A 16569-nucleotide genomic window follows, 5' to 3' on the forward strand; every position below is an offset into this window, starting at 1 on the left:
CTTCCAATGGGCAGGCCCGGCATTGATTTTCCGGGTCTCGGCGTCGGCTTGGTGATTCTCCGCGACGCCAGGATCCTTCTCTACAAACGTATGCGTCCACCTGAAGCCGGCTATTGGAATATCGTCGGCGGCAAGGTCGATCACATGGAACCGGCAGAGACTGCCGCGCGCCGTGAGGCCGAAGAGGAAACCGGCCTGACGATCGGCCGCATAGAACGGCTTGGCATGACCGAGCAGATCATCGAAGCTGATCGCCAACACTGGATCTCGATTCTCTATCTCGCCCGCGACGTCGATGGCGAGCCTCAACTGACCGAACCGGACAAGCTCTCGGATTTCGGCTGGTTTCCGCTGACGGATTTGCCCGAGCCACTGTCGGCCTTCACCAAGGCGGCGATAGCAGCCTTGTCGCCCGCTGAACGCGGCTAACTATTCGGCGCGAAGCGACGCCTCATAGGCAAGCCTCACCCATTTCGCCATCAGATCTGGATCGTCGTAAGCCTCGTCGGGGATCGACCAATAGGGCATTTTTACCGGCTTGCCCGTCTTGCCCTCATAGGTCCATTGCGTGGCGCCGGCAGCGGCAAATTCCGGAGCGCTCGTCTCGTCGGCCTTCAGCAGCATCTCGTCGCGCACTTCGAGCGCGATGATGCGCCCGAGATGATAGATGCCTTTGCCGCCGAACATGCGCTTGACCGTGACGGGGCCAAGCCCCTGAAACATTTCCTCGATCCCGGCATTGTCCATTCTCTATTCCCCCGAAATGCTTCCGAAAGGACGCACGGGCTCCAATTACAGCGCGTGATAATCCCGGTTCATATAGATGAGCGCCGGATGTTTTTCGCTGAAGCGGACAGCCGCGACCTCGCCGAAGATGACATTGTGCGTCGGCATTTCCTTGATATCGATCACCCGGCAATCGAAGGCGGCAAGTGCGTCGGCCAGCACGGGCGCACCGGTGGCAAGCATCTCGAAACGGGCGCTGGCGAAACGGTCGTCATTGGCAAGCGACGTGCGCCCGGAAAAGGCATCGGCAACGCCCTGGTGGTGGGCACCGAGCGTGTTCAGCGCGAAGATGCCGCTGCGGAAGAAGATCTCGTTCTTCGGATTGGTGTTGTTGAGGCAGATCAGCACCGAGGCCGGATTGTCCGAGACCGAGCAGGCGGCGGTGATGGTGACGCCGCGGCGCAGCTCGCCCATCGCCGTCGTCACGAGCTGCACATGGCCGGCATAACGGCTCATGGCATCGCGATAAAGGCCGGGGTCGATATGCTGCCTGTTCAACACCTGCTTCTCCCGTGCGCGCTTACTCTGCCTTGATCGACTTGCTACCGCGCCAATATGGCGAGCATCGGTTACCTTTTCTACAATAGGACCGGTGAAAAGCGCTGTGTTGCGCTTGTTTTTCTTTGACGATCGCGGCCTTGCGGATAAAAGGGCATGGACGATGGCTAGGGATCTCCGCCTTTCATGATCAACCTGCGTGGCATAGCAGCTTTTCTGGCGCTGCTGGGAGCGGCGGCTGAAAGCCATGCGGCCGGCGTGACGATCGGTGTCGTCGCCCCTCAGAATGGCCCCCTCGCCCTCCTCGGCGCTCAGATTGCCGCCGGCGCCGGTTTCGAGATCCAGCAGTCCGGAAATACCCTCGTCGCCATCAACGAGACCTGCGAGGATAATAGTGGTGCTGCGGTCGCCGATGCGCTCGTCAATGCCAAGGTGCAGGTCGCGGTCGGCTTTCTCTGCAGCGAGACGCTGGAAGGCGCGTTGCCGAAGCTGAAGGATGCCAATATTCCGGCGATCACCGTCTCCGTGCGCTCCCGCATCCTGATGGAGGATGCGCTGAAGAACGGCTGGCCGCTCTTCCGGGCGGCGCCCGCCGACGGTGCCGAGGCGGCAAAGGTCATCGAGGTGATCCTGAAGGACTGGGCCGCCGATCCGATCGCCCTGATCGAAGACGGCACCATCCACGGCCGCGAACTGACGGAAGCGGTACGCAATGCGCTGGAGCAGAACGGCCTGAAGCCGGTCTTTACCGACACCTACCGGCCGGGACAGGAACAGCAGATCGCCCTCGTCCGCCGCCTGAAACGGGCTGGCGCCACCAGGGTCTTCATCGGCGGCGACCGCAACGATATCGCCGTCGTCGCCCGCGACGCCAAGGCCGAGAACATCCAGCTGTCCATCCTCGGCGGCGATGCCATGCGCGCTGCCGACCAGCCGCTGCCGCTTGATGCCGGCGTGCGCGCCGTCGCCCTGCCCGAATATGCCATCCTGCCGGAAGGCACGGCCGCGGCAGACGCGCTGCGCGCCAAAGGCATCGAGCCGGAAGGTTATGTCCTGCCGTCGCTGGCCGCCGCCCTCATTGCCGGCCAGGCGGGACAAGCCGCCGCCGCGGCGGGCAAACCCCTCCAGGAGACGCTTCTCGGCACGACATTCCAGACGCCGGTCGGCGCTATCGCCTTCACCGGCGCGCATGAACTTTCGCAAAATCCCTACCGCCTGCTCGAATGGCGGCGCAACGGCTTTTTTCCACCTGCCGCGCCGACGCAATGAACGGCGCGCTGCCTTGAATTCAGGCCCCGCGCTCTGGCGGCCCATACGGAGTAAGAATTGATGACGCTGCCCATTCGCATTGCCCCCTCGATCCTCGCGGCGGATTTCGCCAGGCTCGGCGAGGAGGTGCGAGACGTGACGGCCGCCGGCGCCGACTGGATCCATCTCGACGTGATGGACGGCCATTTCGTGCCGAACATTTCCTTCGGCCCCGATGTCATCAAGTCGCTGCGCTCCTATACATCAGCTACCTTCGACTGCCACCTGATGATCTCGCCGGTCGACGACTATCTCGAAGCCTTCGCCAAGGCCGGCTGCGACCGTATCACTGTCCATGCCGAAGCCGGACCGCATCTGCACCGCTCGCTGCAGACCATCCGCAATCTCGGCAAGAAGGTCGGCGTGACGATCAATCCGGCGACACCGCTCAGCGCCATCGAGAACGTGCTCGACGATGTCGATCTCATCCTGATCATGTCGGTCAATCCCGGCTTCGGCGGACAGAAATTCATTCCGGCGATGGCGAAGAAGATCGCGGCGGCGAAGTCACTGATCGGTGATCGGCCGATCGAACTCGAGGTCGATGGCGGCGTCACGGTGGAAACGGCGCCTGATATCGCGCGGGCGGGCGGCAACGTTCTCGTCGCCGGCTCGGCAATTTTCAAGGGCGATACCGTCGAGGATTATCGCCGGACCGTCGCCGATCTGCGTCAGGCAGCCGAAGGGGCACGAGCATGAACAAACGTCTGATCATTGGTGGCATGCTTGCTGTCGCATTTGCCGGCCTGCCCGGCATGTCACTCGCCGGCGACATCGCCAATATCCAGCCGATCGGCTTTTCCGCCGACGGCAAGGTCTTCGGATTTCAGGAGTTCGGCATCGAGGAGAGCGGCAACCTTCCCTACTCCAACACCTATTTCATCGATACCGAAGACGGCCACTATCTCGAGGGCACGCCCTTCCATACCGAGCTGACCGATAAGGACGCCAATCTCTCCAAGGCGCGGCGGCAGAACCTGACGGCGGCGCGCAGCCAGATGGACAAATACGATCTGCTGACCAATCCCGGCCTGATCGCCGCCTTCAATCCGCCGACCGAACTCGGCTCCCCTTCGAAGACGATCCGCTACACGACGCTTGCGACCGACGGTCCGCCGAAGGCGCCTTATACGCTCTCGCTCGGCGAGATGCCGGTGCCGACACCGAAGGATTGCACTGCGGTCGACAAACGCGTCATCGGCTTCAGCCTGCAGATGATCGAGAAGGAAGGCGCTCCGAACCGGCAGGCGGCGCGCCAGGCCACCGCAGTTCCGGCCGAGCGCGTATGTTCCGTCGAATACCGGATCGGCGGCGCCGTGGTCTATCAGCCGGAGGCCGGAAACCAGGTTCACATCGCCCTCGTCCTGGCCTTCGATGCCGACAGGAACGGACGCTGGATTGCCGTTCCGGTTCATCCCTGAGCATGGATCGCCCGAGGACGGATCGCCCCCGGATGGATCGTCTAAGAGCTGCACGGCCGCCCTATCCCGATCTGATCGGCGGCGCGTTGCTTTGGGGCATGCAGATGCTTACCGCTGCCATGCTCGGCCTTTACCTGCGCAATGGCCTGCAGACGAGCCGCCTTGCCGAGATCGCCGCACTCTATTTCGCCGGCGGCCTGTTTGCCTGGCCATTCGCCCTGCCGGTCGCCCGCTTCCTCGCCTTTGACAGGCCGCTGGAAACGCGTTTTGCCGCGTTTTTCGTGACGCTGACAGCGGCCACGATCCTCATGACCGCCTTCCTCTTCGCCATGGAATACCGGATGTTCTATTCGCGCTGGCATGCGCCCTTCGGCAGTATCGTCTGGGCTTTCCAGTTCGTCTTCACCAGTATCAGCGCAGTCTACCAGTTCCTGGTGATCGGCCTGCGTCTCTTCCTGCCGCTTGGCCTCGTCAGTCTTGTCGCAAGCAGCTATCATCTTGCCAAACGCATGCGTTGAGATTGCCGCCCTTCTTTGCTACAGGGGCGCTAAAGCAATTCCAGCAAAAGTGTGCAGCGGTTTTGCGTCCGGAATTGCGTCTTAGACGCTCAACCTCTTGAAGTGAAGGCAGCCGCCCATGATCCCGCGTTATTCCCGGCCCGAAATGGTCGCCATCTGGTCTCCCGAAACCAAGTTCCGCATCTGGTTCGAGATCGAGGCGTATGCTTGCGACGCGCTGGCCGAACTCGGCGTCATCCCGAAATCGGCGGCAAAGACGATCTGGGAGAAAGGCGGCGCCGCCACCTTCGACGTCGACCGCATCGATGATATCGAGGCCGTCACCAAACATGACGTCATCGCCTTCCTCACCCACCTCGCCGAGATCGTCGGCCCGGATGCGCGCTTCGTCCACCAGGGCATGACCTCGTCCGACGTGCTCGACACCTGCTTCAACGTCCAGCTGGTGCGCGCCACCGACATCCTGCTTGCCGATATCGACCGCCTGCTCGAAGCGCTGAAAAGCCGCGCGTTCGAACATAAGGACACGGTCACCATCGGCCGTTCGCACGGCATCCATGCCGAGCCCACCACCTTTGGCGTCAAGCTGGCGCTCGCCTATGCCGAATTCGAGCGCTGCCGCCAGCGCCTCGTCGCCGCCCGCGAGGAAGTCGCGACCTGCGCCATATCGGGTGCCGTCGGCACCTTCGCCAATATCGATCCGCGCGTCGAGGAACATGTCGCAAAAGCCCTTGGTCTGAAGGCCGAACCGGTCTCGACACAGGTCATCCCGCGTGACCGCCACGCCATGTATTTCGCCACCCTCGGTGTCGTCGCCTCGTCGATCGAGCGGCTGGCGACCGAGATCCGCCACCTGCAGCGCACCGAGGTGCTGGAAGCCGAGGAATATTTCTCGCCCGGCCAGAAAGGCTCCTCGGCCATGCCCCACAAGCGCAACCCGGTTCTGACCGAAAACCTGACCGGTCTTGCCCGCATGGTCCGCTCCTACGCCATGCCGGCGATGGAAAACGTCGCCCTCTGGCACGAGCGCGATATCTCGCATTCCTCTGTCGAGCGCATGATCGGCCCCGATGCCACAGTGACGCTCGATTTCGCCCTGTCGCGGCTGGCCGGCGTCATCGAAAAGCTGCTGGTCTATCCCGAGAACATGGAAAAGAACCTCAACAAGTTCCGCGGCCTCGTCCATTCGCAGCGCGTCCTGCTGGCACTGACCCAGGCCGGCACCTCCCGCGAAGATGCCTACCGCCTGGTACAGCGCAACGCCATGAAGGTCTGGGAACAGGGCAAGGATTTCCTGGAAGAGCTGCTCGCCGACGCAGAGGTGCGCGCGGCGCTCTCCGAGGAGGATATTCGGGAGAAGTTCGACCTCGGCTATCATACCAAGCATGTCGATACGATCTTCCGCCGCGTCTTTGGCAACGCCTGAGCGATCTGCAATCAACGATATAGCGGCGCCCGTGCGGGCGCCGTTTTTCTGCCGGCACACCTCTCCGTCGAGAATCTATCGAACGGCTTTTCCCCTCAGTCGCAATCTGATCATAACTGTGAAGTAGATGCATGCGACAAGGACAGAAGGCAGAGAAATAATTAGGAAAAAAGCTAACAAGGTCAGCCTCTGAATACTTCCACCTGACAACAACAAGAAAGCCGCCACAATCAGCAACAAAATTACTATAAAAATGATAGATGACCAAAAAAATGGCCGCAAATTTATTTCAATGTATTTCACACGATAAAAAATAAACAAAACAAAAACGATTGGCAGCGAAACAATAAACTTTGGAATAAACGCGATAAAGCCGATATCGTCGAAGAGAAATGGCAAATGACCTAGCGTCATTCCTATGAAATAAGCCTGAAAGAACAGTTCGACCTGCGGCTCTCTAAGAAGGGAGTCGTTCATTTTCCCCTACGGAGTTGGCTTTAATGAACTTAAGATAATTGTCGATCGTATTTCATAGTTTAGCTTTTCTCAAGCGGCCGTTGTTTTTGCTTCGGTGCTTTGGCAACCACAGGACGCTTGCGTGCCTCCGCCTTTTTCGACGGCGTCGCATTCGCTGCTTCGGTTGGCTCCGATGTCCTGCAAGCCTCCGTCTCGCCCCTGCCCTTTGCGGCCTTGGCGACCAGCTCGTCGAGACGTTTCAGTTCTTCCTCGTCGAGATTCTCGATGCCGATGAAACGGTTCTCGGCATGGCTGGTCAGGATGATTTCGTTGAGCTTTGCCTGAATCGCCCTGGTGTCGCGCGTTTGGGCGTTCTGCAGCACGAAGACCATCAGGAAAGTGACGATCGTCGTGCCGGTATTGATGACCAGCTGCCAGGTTTCCGAATAGTCGAAGAAGGGGCCGAGTGCCGCCCAGATAACGACGGCAATCAGTGCCAGGATGAAGATGACAGGCTTGCCCGCCCATTCCGATACCTTGGTTGCGAAGTGGGCAAACAGATGCTTCATCGTCACCTCAAAATCCTCCTCGAAATCCCGAGAGCATGATGTCGACGACATCATGCTCTCGGCTAAACAAACTCCGAGGCAGGATCGAGGTTCCCGGGGGTATCCCAGATTCCCCAGGGATCTTAGATTCCCCTAGGGATCTCAGATTCCCCCGGGGATCCTAGATTTCCCCCGAGGGATCTCCGGGATTCCCCGCAGGCGAGACCGTGGTTATGCTGTGACTTCCCGTGCAATCAGCTTGCGATAGAGATGCCAGGTCGCATGGCCGAGGATCGGGATGACGAGCGCAAGCCCGGCAAAGACCGGGATCGTGCCGATGACGAGCAGCGCGGCGACGATCAGGCCCCAGAGCAGCACCGGCACCGGATTGAGAATCGTCGCGCGGATCGACGCCGTGACGGCGGCGACTGCCCCGACATCGCGGTCGAGCAGCAGCGGAAAGGTGATGACGGTGATCGCCAGCACGACGAGCGCAAAGACGAAGCCGATGAGATTGCCCCAGATGATCAACTGCATGCCCTCTGACGTGCCGAAGACCTGGCGGAAGAAATCCCCCATGCTGCGCGGAAAGACCTCGCCGAGCAGATTGCTATAGAGCGTCTGCGCCGTCACCAGCCAGACGACGAAGAGGCCGCAGAGCATCAGCCCGACCGCCACGATCGACGGCAGCGCCGGCGAATGGCGCACATCGAGTGCATGCGTCCAGGACGCGTCGAGGCCGGCCTCGCGCCGGCGGCTGATCTCATAGAGGCCAATCGCTGCGATCGGGCCGATCAGCACGAAACCCGCCATCAACGGGAAGACCATCGGCAAAAGGTTGGCGCCCGAGGTCCACAGCGTCAGAAAAACGCCGGCGATCGGGTACATCAGGCACAGGAACACATAGTGGGACGGTTTCTCCATGAAATCGTCGTATCCGCGCTTCAGCGCGTCGAAAACGTCGGCGATACCGATGCGATTGACGACGGGCCGCGCTAAGCTTTCGCTTGCACCCGTCATGACGTGAAATGCCGCCATGGCTTTCTCCTCCTCAGCCGAGACCTGATCGGCGGCGGACAGCATCGGCGGGCAAGCCGATACGTATTCCGCAACCGGCACTGGAGGAATATAGCAACTTTCAGGGCCTGTGTCGCTCCCTCCCTTGACACCCCCTCTTGACATCTTGGACCAGCTTTCTCACATCGGCGGCATCATGAAAGCCTCAGACGCAGATATCCTCATCATCCCCGGTTATACCAATTCCGGCCCGAGCCACTGGCAGAGCCGCTGGGAGGCAAAGCTCAGCACGGCGCGGCGCGTCGAACAGGCCGAATGGACGAAGCCGGTTCGCGAGGACTGGATCGCCCGCATCGCCGAGGAAGTGAACGCCTCGACCCGCCCGGTCGTTCTCGTCGCCCATTCGCTGGGTGTGCCCTCGGTGATCCATGCCATCCCGCATTTCCGCAACCGGGTGGCGGGCGCTTTCCTCGTCGCCCCGCCCGATGTCGCCAATCCCGACATCCGCCCGAAGCACCTGATGACCTTCGGCCCCTATCCACGCGATCCGCTGCCCTTCCCGTCGATCACGGTGGCCAGCCGCAACGATCCGTTCGGCAGCTACGAACATGCCGACGATGTCGCCGGCAGCTGGGGCTCTTTCCTCGTCGATGCCGGCGAAGCCGGCCACATCAATGCCGATTCCGGTCACGGTCCCTGGCCCGAAGGCACCATGGTCTTTGCCCAGTTCCTTGGCCGGCTCTCCGCCTGATTGCGGAAAAGACGCCGCCTCGCTTGTTGAGCAGGTGCTTTCTAAGTCTTTCTTAATGGAATGACAGCAGACTGCGCCGAGGTGACATAAGCGAGAATGCCCGTGAAGAAAGCCCATCCAGAGGCCGGTGATCCGCATGGCGATGCCGCAGCGGTTGAGGCAGGCATCGGCAATGGGACAACCGACGATTCCGACCTAGCCGAGCGGGAGAGCCGCTGGAATTATGCACTCGTCGGCTCTGGTCTCGGCGTATGGGATCACAACTACCGTCTCGACCGGAAATATTACTCGCCGACGTGGAAAACCATCCGCGGCATGGCGCCCGACGAGGAAACCGACGGCGATTACGAGGCCTGGCTGCAGCTCGTTCATCCCGACGATCGCGATTTCGTCGTCGATGCAATCGACCGGCAGAACGCCGGCGATCCAAATTACCAGGTCTTCGAATATCGCGAGCGCCACAAGGACGGCCACTGGGTCTGGATCGAGTGTCGCGGCGCCTGCGTCGAATGGGACCAGAACGGCGTGCCGACGCGCATCATCGGCACGGATACGGATATCACCGCCCGCAAGGAAGCCGAGGAGACGCTGTCGCGTTTGTCGCGCCGTCTCGATCTGGCGCTGGAGGTTTCCCGCATCGGCGTCTTCGAGGCCGATATCGAGCATGATACCGTCGAATGGGACGACCGCCTCATCGCCATTTACGGGCTGCAGGGTGCCTCGCGTCAGATCGGCGGTGACGTCTGGGCGAAAAGCCTGCATCCAGACGACCGCGAGCGCGTGCTTGGCTTGTCCGACCGCAGCGTCGAAAGCGGCAGCGATTTCCAGCAGGAATACCGCATCATCCGCGGCGACGGCGCCGAACGCGTCATCCGCGCCCGCTCGGCCTTCTTCATCGACGGCAACGGCCACCGTAAGCTGATCGGCGCCAACTGGGATGTCACCGAGGAAGTCGCGCTCCGCAATGAGCTGCGCCGCGCCAAGGATCTGGCCGAGGCGCGCAACCGCGAACTCGAAGCCGCCAAGGAGAGCATCGAGCACCTGGCGCTGCACGATTACCTCACCGGCCTGCCGAACCGCCGCTATCTCGACAAGATGCTGGACGAGCGTGCGGCCGAATGCCGGGCCAAGGGGCTGGCGCTGGCGATCCTGCATATCGATCTCGACCGCTTCAAGCAGATCAACGACACGCTCGGCCACCGAGCCGGCGACGCCATGCTGCAGCATGCCGCAAGCGTGCTGAGAACGTCCGTCCGCGCCGTCGATTTCGTGGCCCGCATCGGCGGCGACGAATTCGTCATCCTCTGCATTGTCGATCCCGCATCGAAGAAGATCGCCAGCCTTGCCGAACGGGTCATCCGCGAATTGCGCAAACCCGTCAGATATGAGGGGCACGATTGCCGTTTCGGCGCCAGCATCGGCATCGCCATCGACAGCGGACCGAAGCTCGACGCCAAGCAGATGCTGCTCGACGCCGATATCGCCCTCTACCGTGCCAAGGGCCTCGGCCGCAACCGCTTCGAATTCTTCTCGGCTTCTGCCCGCCGCGACATCATCTCCGCCAAGCACCTTGCCGACGAGATCCTGATCGGCCTCGAACGCAATGAATTCGTGCCCTTCTATCAGTTGCAGTTCGATGCCCGCACGCTCGATGTCGCAGGCGTCGAAACACTTGCCCGCTGGCAGCACCCGGTGCACGGGCTGCTGACGCCCGACCGCTTCCTCGACATCGCGGAGGATCTCGACGTCGTCTCGACCATCGACGCCCTCATCTTGGAGCGCGCCATTGCCGACCGAAAGGTGTGGCTGAAGGACGGGCTGCCGATCCCGAAGATATCGGTCAACGTCTCCGCCAGACGGCTCGCAGATCCCGATCTCGGCAAGAAGCTCCGCGCCTTGAAGATCGAGCCCGGCACCTTCTCCTTCGAGCTGCTGGAATCGATCTCGCTCGACGATTGCGACGAGGCGGTGGCCGCCAACCTGAAAAAGCTGCGCAAGCTCGGCATCGACATCCAGATCGACGATTTCGGCACCGGCCATGCCTCGATCGTCAGCCTGCTGCGCCTGAGCCCGAAGACGCTGAAGATCGACCGCGAGCTGATCCGCATGCTGCCGCAATCGGCCGAGCAGCGCAAACTCGTCGGCTCGATCATCGATATCGGCCGCTCGCTGAACATCCTCGTCATCGCCGAGGGCGTCGAGACGGCGGAGCACATCCGCATTCTCGAAGAACTCGACTGCGACACGCTGCAGGGCTACGCGCTCGCCCGGCCGATGCCGGCCATGCAGATCCCCTCCTTCATCCGCGCTGGAAGCTGGCGCCAAGGGCAAATCGCCGCTCGCGCCTTGCAGGCGCAGCTTCGCCGCGCGCTGCCAAGCAGAGCCGCCAAATAAAAACCTGCATAAGCGGCTCGCCATTTCGCCTTCATTCCACGGTAGAGGAAAAGGCGCTAAACTCGTCTTGCGAATTCATTCGATTCTCTTGGCGGTATTCCGTAAAATCGGAAACCGGGCCGCGAAATCCGGAAACCGGGGCCACAGAATCCTGAAACCAGGGAAGGAACGACAGGCGGATTGTGAAACCATCTCTTTTCCTTTAAGGGGACGCCACGAGATCGATCCACTCGCGCTATCCCAAGAGCGCCAACAATAGAGAATGACCACGATGAACCGTCGCCGCCGTATCTACGAGGGCAAGGCAAAGATTCTGTATGAAGGCCCGGAACCGGGCACTTTGATCCAGTTCTTCAAGGACGATGCCACTGCCTTCAACAAGAAGAAACACGAAGTCATCGATGGCAAAGGCGTCCTCAACAACCGCATCTGCGAATATATCTTCAGCCATCTGAACAAGATCGGCATCCCTACTCATTTCATCCGCCGGCTCAACATGCGCGAGCAGTTGATCAAGGAAGTGGAGATGATCCCGCTGGAGATCGTCGTGCGCAATGTCGCGGCCGGTTCTCTCGCCAAGCGCCTCGGCATCGACGAAGGCGTCGTGCTGCCGCGCTCGATCATCGAATTCTATTACAAGTCCGACGCGCTCGACGATCCGATGGTCTCCGAAGAGCACATCACTGCCTTCGGCTGGGCAAACCCCGCCGAACTCGATGACATCATGGCGCTTGCCATCCGCGTCAACGACTTCATGACCGGCCTCTTCCTCGGCGTCGGCATCCAGCTCGTCGATTTCAAGATCGAATGCGGCCGTCTCTTCGAAGGCGATATGATGCGCATCATCCTCGCCGACGAGATCTCGCCGGACAGCTGCCGGCTCTGGGATATCGAAACCCATGAGAAGATGGACAAGGACCGCTTCCGCCGTGACCTTGGCGGGTTGCTCGAAGCCTATTCCGAAGTTGCGCGCCGTCTCGGCATCATCAATGAAAACGAGCCTGTGCGCGGCACCGGCCCGGTTCTCGTCAAGTAAGGCAGGAAAGACAAAGTGATCAAGGCTCGTGTCACCGTCACGCTGAAAAACGGCGTTCTCGATCCGCAGGGCAAGGCAATCGAGGGTGCGCTTAGTGCCCTCGGCTTCTCGGGCGTCGGCCATGTAAGACAGGGCAAGGTCTTCGACCTGGAGCTGGAAGGCGCCGACAAGAGCAAGGCTGAGGCCGACCTCAAGGCCATGTGCGAAAAACTGCTCGCCAATACGGTGATCGAGAACTACGCAATCGCGATCGACTGATGATCACAGACCCGTCGTCTGGCGGACTTTGAGGATTTGGCGTCATGATGAAAGCAAGGCTGGAGACGGAAGTCTCGAAATATATGAGCTATGTTTTGCGTCATGCGCCTGATGCTGCGGGGTTGACGCTTGATAGCGGGGGTTGGGTGTCGTTCGATGAGCTCGAAAAAGCGTTGGCGTCGAAATACGACGTTTCCCGCGCAGAGATCATCGAGATTGTCGAAAACAATCCAAAGAAGCGCTTCACCCTCGCCCATAACAGAATTCGCGCAAATCAAGGTCATAGCGTCGACATCGATCTCGCATTGAACCAGGCCGAACCGCCCGCCGCTCTTTTTCACGGCACGTCTCTGACGAACTGGCAGTCGATCGAGCGCGAAGGCTTGAAGAAGATGCAGCGGCACCACGTTCATCTGTCGGCGGATGTCGAAACGGCGAAAATTGTCGCAGCGCGCCGCAAGGGTGAACATATCATCCTGCGTGTGGACGCGGCCCGCATGTTTTCCGAGGGTCATTCTTTCTTTGTCTCCGACAATGGAGTATGGCTCGCCGAAAGCGTTCCAGTTCAATATCTTTCGCGAAACGCAGGGACCCCATGAAATCAGCCGTCGTTCAACTTCCGGGCCTCAACCGCGACCGCGACATGATCGCCGCCTTGACCAAGATCTCCGGCCAGCCACCGGTGACGATCTGGCAGACGGAAACCGAGATCCCCGATGTCGATCTGATCGTCATCCCCGGCGGCTTTTCTTATGGCGATTATCTGCGTTGCGGCGCGATCGCAGCCCGCATGCCGGTCATGCAGGCGATCATCGACAAGGCTTCAAAGGGCGTGAAAGTCCTCGGCGTCTGCAACGGCTTCCAGATCCTCGTCGAGGCCGGCCTGTTGCCCGGCGCGCTGATGCGCAATTCCTCGCTGAAATTCGTCTGCCGCGAGATCAAGCTCGAAGTCGTCAATGCCGAGACGGATTTCACCCGCGCCTATGCGCAGGGCCAGGTCATTCGCTGCCCGGTCGCCCATCATGACGGCAATTATTTCGCCGACGATGCGACGCTGGCTGCGATCGAAGGCAATGGTCAGGTGGTGTTCCGTTATGCCGAAGGCACCAACCCGAACGGTTCGATCAATGATATTGCCGCCGTCATGAACGAAAAGGGCAATGTGCTCGGCATGATGCCGCATCCCGAGAACCTGATCGAGGCCGCCCATGGCGGTTCGGACGGCCGCGGCCTCTTCGCCTCGGCGCTCGACGTCATCGCCGCCTGAACCTCGGCACACAAAAATCCTTCTGTTCGGATCTGGAGCAATCGATGCGCCCTCGCCTCTCCGTCGCAAACGCCGCCCTCTTGACCGCTCTGGCAGCCATGGTGGCAGCCTGCCAGACGCCGGCGCCGACAGGCCCGAACCGCGCCGCACTGCCGACGATGGAACGCGTGGCGCTCGGCGCCAGTGCCTGCTGGTTCAAATCGGGCGATCCGGCCTTTGCAGCCTATAAGCTCGCGCCGGAGCTCAATTCCTTCTCCGGCCGTCCGCGCATCCTGCTCGTCCATAAGGGCAGCCCGGAAAGCCGGCCGCTGCTCGTCGTTCAAGCCGAGGGAAGCCCGTCCCGCCTGCAGGCCTTCGGTCCGATGATGCAGGAACCGGTCGCCGGCCGCATCACCACAGACGTCAATCGCTGGTCCGGCGGCAACAAGGCCTGCAGCTGATCGCGGCGATGACGGCGCCACGCGTCTTTTCAGACGCGCGAAGGGCGCTGTAACGCTTTGAATGCTGGATATGCTCCTGAAATCGCTTCCGATTTAAGGAATGATGCGGCAGCCTGAAAGCATGATCAGTCCCAGAAAAACGACTTGCCGACTTCGCGCGCGGCATCGGACTGCGACACACCGATATCCTTGAGTTCGGTCGCAGTCAGGCCTCTCAGCGCGCGCCGGCCTTCCCGCTTTTGATGCCAGAGAAGAATGGCGGCCCAGATTCGCTCCAAATGCGTCGTCACCTCTGCGGGCGCGTCGGGGAGGATGATTTGTCTCCTGTCATCGCAAGAGACAATCGGTACAATCGGCATTTTGATTTCAGGCAAGGCAGACATTCCAGGAATCCTCTCGGTTTGCCATTGGAATTGACTCATACGCTTGACGGGTACAATGTGCCAATATATACAATTGTCACCATGACAAATTGGCTTCCCGATATTTCCCGCGGTTCCGGGCCGGTCTATCTCCGGCTCGCCGACAGCATCGAATCCGCCATATCAAGCGGCGCCCTGCCCGCCGGCAGCAAGTTGCCGCCACAGCGCAACCTTGCCTACGACATCGGCGTGACGATCGGCACGATCGGCCGCGCCTATGCGCTGGTGCATGAGCGCGGCCTGGTCGCCGGCGAAGTGGGGCGCGGCACCTATGTGCTGAACCGCTCCGAAACGCCCCCTGGAGAACAGATCGATCCGCTGACCGTCTCGCTCGGTGGCACCCGCATCCAGGATGCGCCTGCCAACAAGATCCGCTTCGACACGACAGCCGCTCCCGATCTCGGCCAGGGCAAGATCATCGCTGGCATCCTCGCCGAGATCGGCGAGCAGCATCTGTCGGAAATCTCCTCCTATTCCCGGAGCTTCCCGCGCAACTGGTTCGAGGCCGGCCGCCTGTGGCTTGCCCGCAGCGGCTGGACGCCGGAGGTCGAAAACATCGTGCCGACGCTCGGCGCCCATGCGGCAGCAATCGCCGTCATCGCCGCCGTCTCGGCGCCGGGCGACAAGATTGTCTTCGAGGATCTCACCTATACCCAGGTCAGCCGCAGCGCCCGCCTGCTCGGCCGGCGCACGCTGACAGTCGATTCCGATGAGTTCGGCGTGATCCCGGAGGATTTCGAGCGGCTCTGTCAGCAGCAGCATCCGAAAATCGCCTTCCTGATGCCAACTGTCCACAATCCGACGCTGGCGATCATGCCCTATGAGCGGCGCGCGGCAATCGCCGCAATCGCCAGGAAACACGGTGTCTGGCTGATCGAGGACGACCTCTACGGCGGCATGGCCGACGACGATACGCCGCTGCTGGCCTCCATTGCGCCCGATCGCACCTTCCTCGTCAACGGCCTGTCGAAATCGGTCGCTGCCGGCGTGCGCGGCGGCTGGGTCGCCTGCCCGCCGCATTTTGCCCAGCGCATCAAGGTGACGCACAGGATGATCACCGGCGGCCTGCCGTTCATCCTGGCGGAGACCTGCGCGCGCCTCGTCGAAAGCGGCATGGCGCACGAGATTGGCAAAGCAAGTGTCGAGGAACTCTCCCGGCGCGTCCGGCTCGCCCGCGAACAGTTGCAGGGCTTCGATTTCGAATCGCACATACACGCGCCCTTCCTCTGGCTGAAACTGCCGGAACCCTGGATGTCGGGCACCTTCAAGAATGCCGCCTTCCGCGACGGTGTGCTCGTCGACGACGAGGACGAATTCAAGGCGGCGCGCGGGGAGAGACCCTATCATCGCGTTCGCATCGGTTTTTCCTCGCCGAAGACAGGGCAGGAACTGATCTCGGGCCTGATGATCCTGCGCCGTCTGCTGGAAAATGGCGGCTCGGCCTATGATGGCGAAATATGACGTGTTGCAGATACAGGCCCTAAATCGGAAAAACGCTGACGCCTATTCGGAGCGCTTTACCGACTCAGCCTCCATGTTGCCTCTCGATCGGCACGTCAGGCGAGGCCACCCAGTTCTTCACCGGCTTCACCTGGACGGTCGATTTCAACGAGAATCTTTTTGCCGAAGCCGGCTTCGGCGGCGTCATTCATACCGGCGATCTCGAGGGCGATGATCACGGGCCCGGAACTCGGCTGTCGCGTCCTCTTCCACGAATATCTGGGCGCGGCCTATCGTTTCAACGCACACTGTAACGTCATCGCCCAGATCGCCCATTCCTCGCATGCCAATCTCTGCGATGGGCCGAACGACGGCATGACACGCGCCGGTCTGCAGATCGGCTGCAAATTCTAGGCAGCGGCCGCTTTTCCTCGTGAGAAAGAAGTTGCCGGCCCGCTGTTGACGGCGGGCATTTTCCTGTCGCGCGCCGTCCCTACATAGGTTAAAGAGCGGAAAACGCGCTAGAGCATCTCCGTTTTTCTTGGAATCACGGAGATGCTCTATCTCTTTCTTTTCACGCAAT

The 16569-nt window shown here is 60.9% G+C and carries 20 protein-coding genes and 1 pseudogene; 15 read left to right on the forward strand and 6 right to left on the reverse strand.

Going from position 1 to position 16569, the window contains the following annotated elements; translation table 11 throughout:
* Window positions 1-6 precede the first annotated feature (6 nt).
* Window positions 7-429: an NUDIX domain-containing protein gene (locus RL_RS13375; protein ID WP_011652145.1), complete on the forward strand. Its 423-nt coding sequence runs from the start codon at window positions 7-9 to the stop codon at window positions 427-429.
* Here RL_RS13375 and RL_RS13380 read toward each other — a convergent pair whose 3' ends face one another.
* Both RL_RS13380 and RL_RS13385 read right to left on the reverse strand, forming a co-directional pair.
* Complete coding sequence (locus RL_RS13380) at window positions 430-747, reverse strand: TfoX/Sxy family protein (protein ID WP_011652146.1); 318 nt, start codon at window positions 745-747, stop codon at window positions 430-432.
* A 45-nt stretch (window positions 748-792) separates the two neighbouring features.
* Window positions 793-1287: a flavin reductase gene (locus tag RL_RS13385; RefSeq protein WP_003559728.1), complete on the reverse strand. Its 495-nt coding sequence runs from the start codon at window positions 1285-1287 to the stop codon at window positions 793-795.
* A gap of 183 nt (window positions 1288-1470) precedes the next feature.
* Between RL_RS13385 and RL_RS13390 the strand changes: the two genes are divergently transcribed.
* The 5 genes from RL_RS13390 (at window position 1471) to purB (ending at window position 5957) form a co-directional block, all read left to right on the forward strand.
* A complete protein-coding gene (locus RL_RS13390; protein WP_011652147.1) occupies window positions 1471-2553 on the forward strand; it encodes an ABC transporter substrate-binding protein in 1083 nt (360 codons plus the stop codon).
* A 60-nt stretch (window positions 2554-2613) separates the two neighbouring features.
* Window positions 2614-3291, forward strand: a complete 678-nt coding sequence (rpe, locus tag RL_RS13395) for a ribulose-phosphate 3-epimerase (RefSeq protein WP_003559730.1) — start codon at window positions 2614-2616, stop codon at window positions 3289-3291.
* The gene (locus RL_RS13400; RefSeq protein ID WP_011652148.1) at window positions 3288-4013 is read left to right on the forward strand and encodes a DUF2259 domain-containing protein; all 726 of its coding nucleotides are present in this window, start codon (window positions 3288-3290) and stop codon (window positions 4011-4013) included. Before rpe ends, RL_RS13400 begins: the two co-directional genes overlap by 4 nt.
* 32 nt (window positions 4014-4045) lie before the next feature.
* Window positions 4046-4531, forward strand: coding sequence for a hypothetical protein (locus RL_RS13405; RefSeq protein ID WP_086935549.1), 486 nt, complete (start codon window positions 4046-4048; stop codon window positions 4529-4531).
* A 118-nt stretch (window positions 4532-4649) separates the two neighbouring features.
* Window positions 4650-5957 (forward strand): adenylosuccinate lyase, encoded by a 1308-nt coding sequence (purB, locus tag RL_RS13410; protein ID WP_011652150.1) that lies wholly within the window; start codon window positions 4650-4652, stop codon window positions 5955-5957.
* Between the two features lie 75 nt (window positions 5958-6032).
* Here the strand turns inward: purB and RL_RS13415 are convergent, their stop codons facing one another.
* From RL_RS13415 to RL_RS13425, 3 genes are all read right to left on the reverse strand, one after another.
* The gene (locus RL_RS13415; protein ID WP_041936337.1) at window positions 6033-6434 is read right to left on the reverse strand and encodes a hypothetical protein; all 402 of its coding nucleotides are present in this window, start codon (window positions 6432-6434) and stop codon (window positions 6033-6035) included.
* 59 nt (window positions 6435-6493) lie between these two features.
* On the reverse strand, window positions 6494-6982 hold the full coding sequence (locus RL_RS13420; protein WP_041936338.1) for a low affinity iron permease family protein: 489 nt from the start codon (window positions 6980-6982) through the stop codon (window positions 6494-6496).
* A 210-nt stretch (window positions 6983-7192) separates the two neighbouring features.
* Window positions 7193-7999, reverse strand: a complete 807-nt coding sequence (locus RL_RS13425; RefSeq protein ID WP_003540054.1) for a DUF2189 domain-containing protein — start codon at window positions 7997-7999, stop codon at window positions 7193-7195.
* 175 nt (window positions 8000-8174) lie between these two features.
* Between RL_RS13425 and RL_RS13430 the strand changes: the two genes are divergently transcribed.
* The 7 genes from RL_RS13430 to RL_RS13460 all read left to right on the forward strand — a co-directional run bounded on the left by RL_RS13430 (window position 8175) and on the right by RL_RS13460 (window position 14124).
* The gene (locus RL_RS13430) at window positions 8175-8729 is read left to right on the forward strand and encodes an RBBP9/YdeN family alpha/beta hydrolase (RefSeq protein WP_011652152.1); all 555 of its coding nucleotides are present in this window, start codon (window positions 8175-8177) and stop codon (window positions 8727-8729) included.
* Between the two features lie 96 nt (window positions 8730-8825).
* Window positions 8826-11123, forward strand: coding sequence for a bifunctional diguanylate cyclase/phosphodiesterase (locus RL_RS13435; protein WP_011652153.1), 2298 nt, complete (start codon window positions 8826-8828; stop codon window positions 11121-11123).
* A gap of 271 nt (window positions 11124-11394) precedes the next feature.
* Complete coding sequence (gene purC, locus RL_RS13440) at window positions 11395-12159, forward strand: phosphoribosylaminoimidazolesuccinocarboxamide synthase (protein ID WP_003540062.1); 765 nt, start codon at window positions 11395-11397, stop codon at window positions 12157-12159.
* A gap of 15 nt (window positions 12160-12174) precedes the next feature.
* Complete coding sequence (gene purS / locus RL_RS13445) at window positions 12175-12417, forward strand: phosphoribosylformylglycinamidine synthase subunit PurS (protein WP_028741254.1); 243 nt, start codon at window positions 12175-12177, stop codon at window positions 12415-12417.
* Between the two features lie 44 nt (window positions 12418-12461).
* Window positions 12462-13016: an RNA 2'-phosphotransferase gene (locus RL_RS13450; protein WP_011652154.1), complete on the forward strand. Its 555-nt coding sequence runs from the start codon at window positions 12462-12464 to the stop codon at window positions 13014-13016.
* On the forward strand, window positions 13013-13684 hold the full coding sequence (purQ, locus tag RL_RS13455; RefSeq protein ID WP_003540067.1) for a phosphoribosylformylglycinamidine synthase subunit PurQ: 672 nt from the start codon (window positions 13013-13015) through the stop codon (window positions 13682-13684). The genes RL_RS13450 and purQ overlap by 4 nt, the downstream gene beginning before the upstream one ends.
* A 44-nt stretch (window positions 13685-13728) precedes the next feature.
* Entirely contained in the window at window positions 13729-14124 is a 396-nt protein-coding gene (locus RL_RS13460; RefSeq protein ID WP_003540068.1) for a hypothetical protein, read from the forward strand.
* A gap of 125 nt (window positions 14125-14249) precedes the next feature.
* On the opposite strand, the gene RL_RS13465 is transcribed toward RL_RS13460, so the two are convergent.
* Window positions 14250-14507: a DUF1127 domain-containing protein gene (locus RL_RS13465; RefSeq protein ID WP_017988467.1), complete on the reverse strand. Its 258-nt coding sequence runs from the start codon at window positions 14505-14507 to the stop codon at window positions 14250-14252.
* Between the two features lie 81 nt (window positions 14508-14588).
* Here RL_RS13465 and RL_RS13470 point away from each other — a divergent pair, with 81 nt between their 5' ends.
* Together RL_RS13470 and RL_RS13475 are read left to right on the forward strand one after the other, a co-directional pair.
* Complete coding sequence (locus RL_RS13470; RefSeq protein ID WP_011652155.1) at window positions 14589-16007, forward strand: PLP-dependent aminotransferase family protein; 1419 nt, start codon at window positions 14589-14591, stop codon at window positions 16005-16007.
* Window positions 16008-16090: 83 nt separating this feature from the next.
* Window positions 16091-16400, forward strand: a pseudogene (locus tag RL_RS13475) (acyloxyacyl hydrolase); the annotation flags it as partial.
* Window positions 16401-16569 lie beyond the last annotated feature (169 nt).

The sequence above is a fragment of the Rhizobium johnstonii 3841 genome (genome assembly GCF_000009265.1).
Lineage (GTDB): Bacteria > Pseudomonadota > Alphaproteobacteria > Rhizobiales > Rhizobiaceae > Rhizobium > Rhizobium acaciae.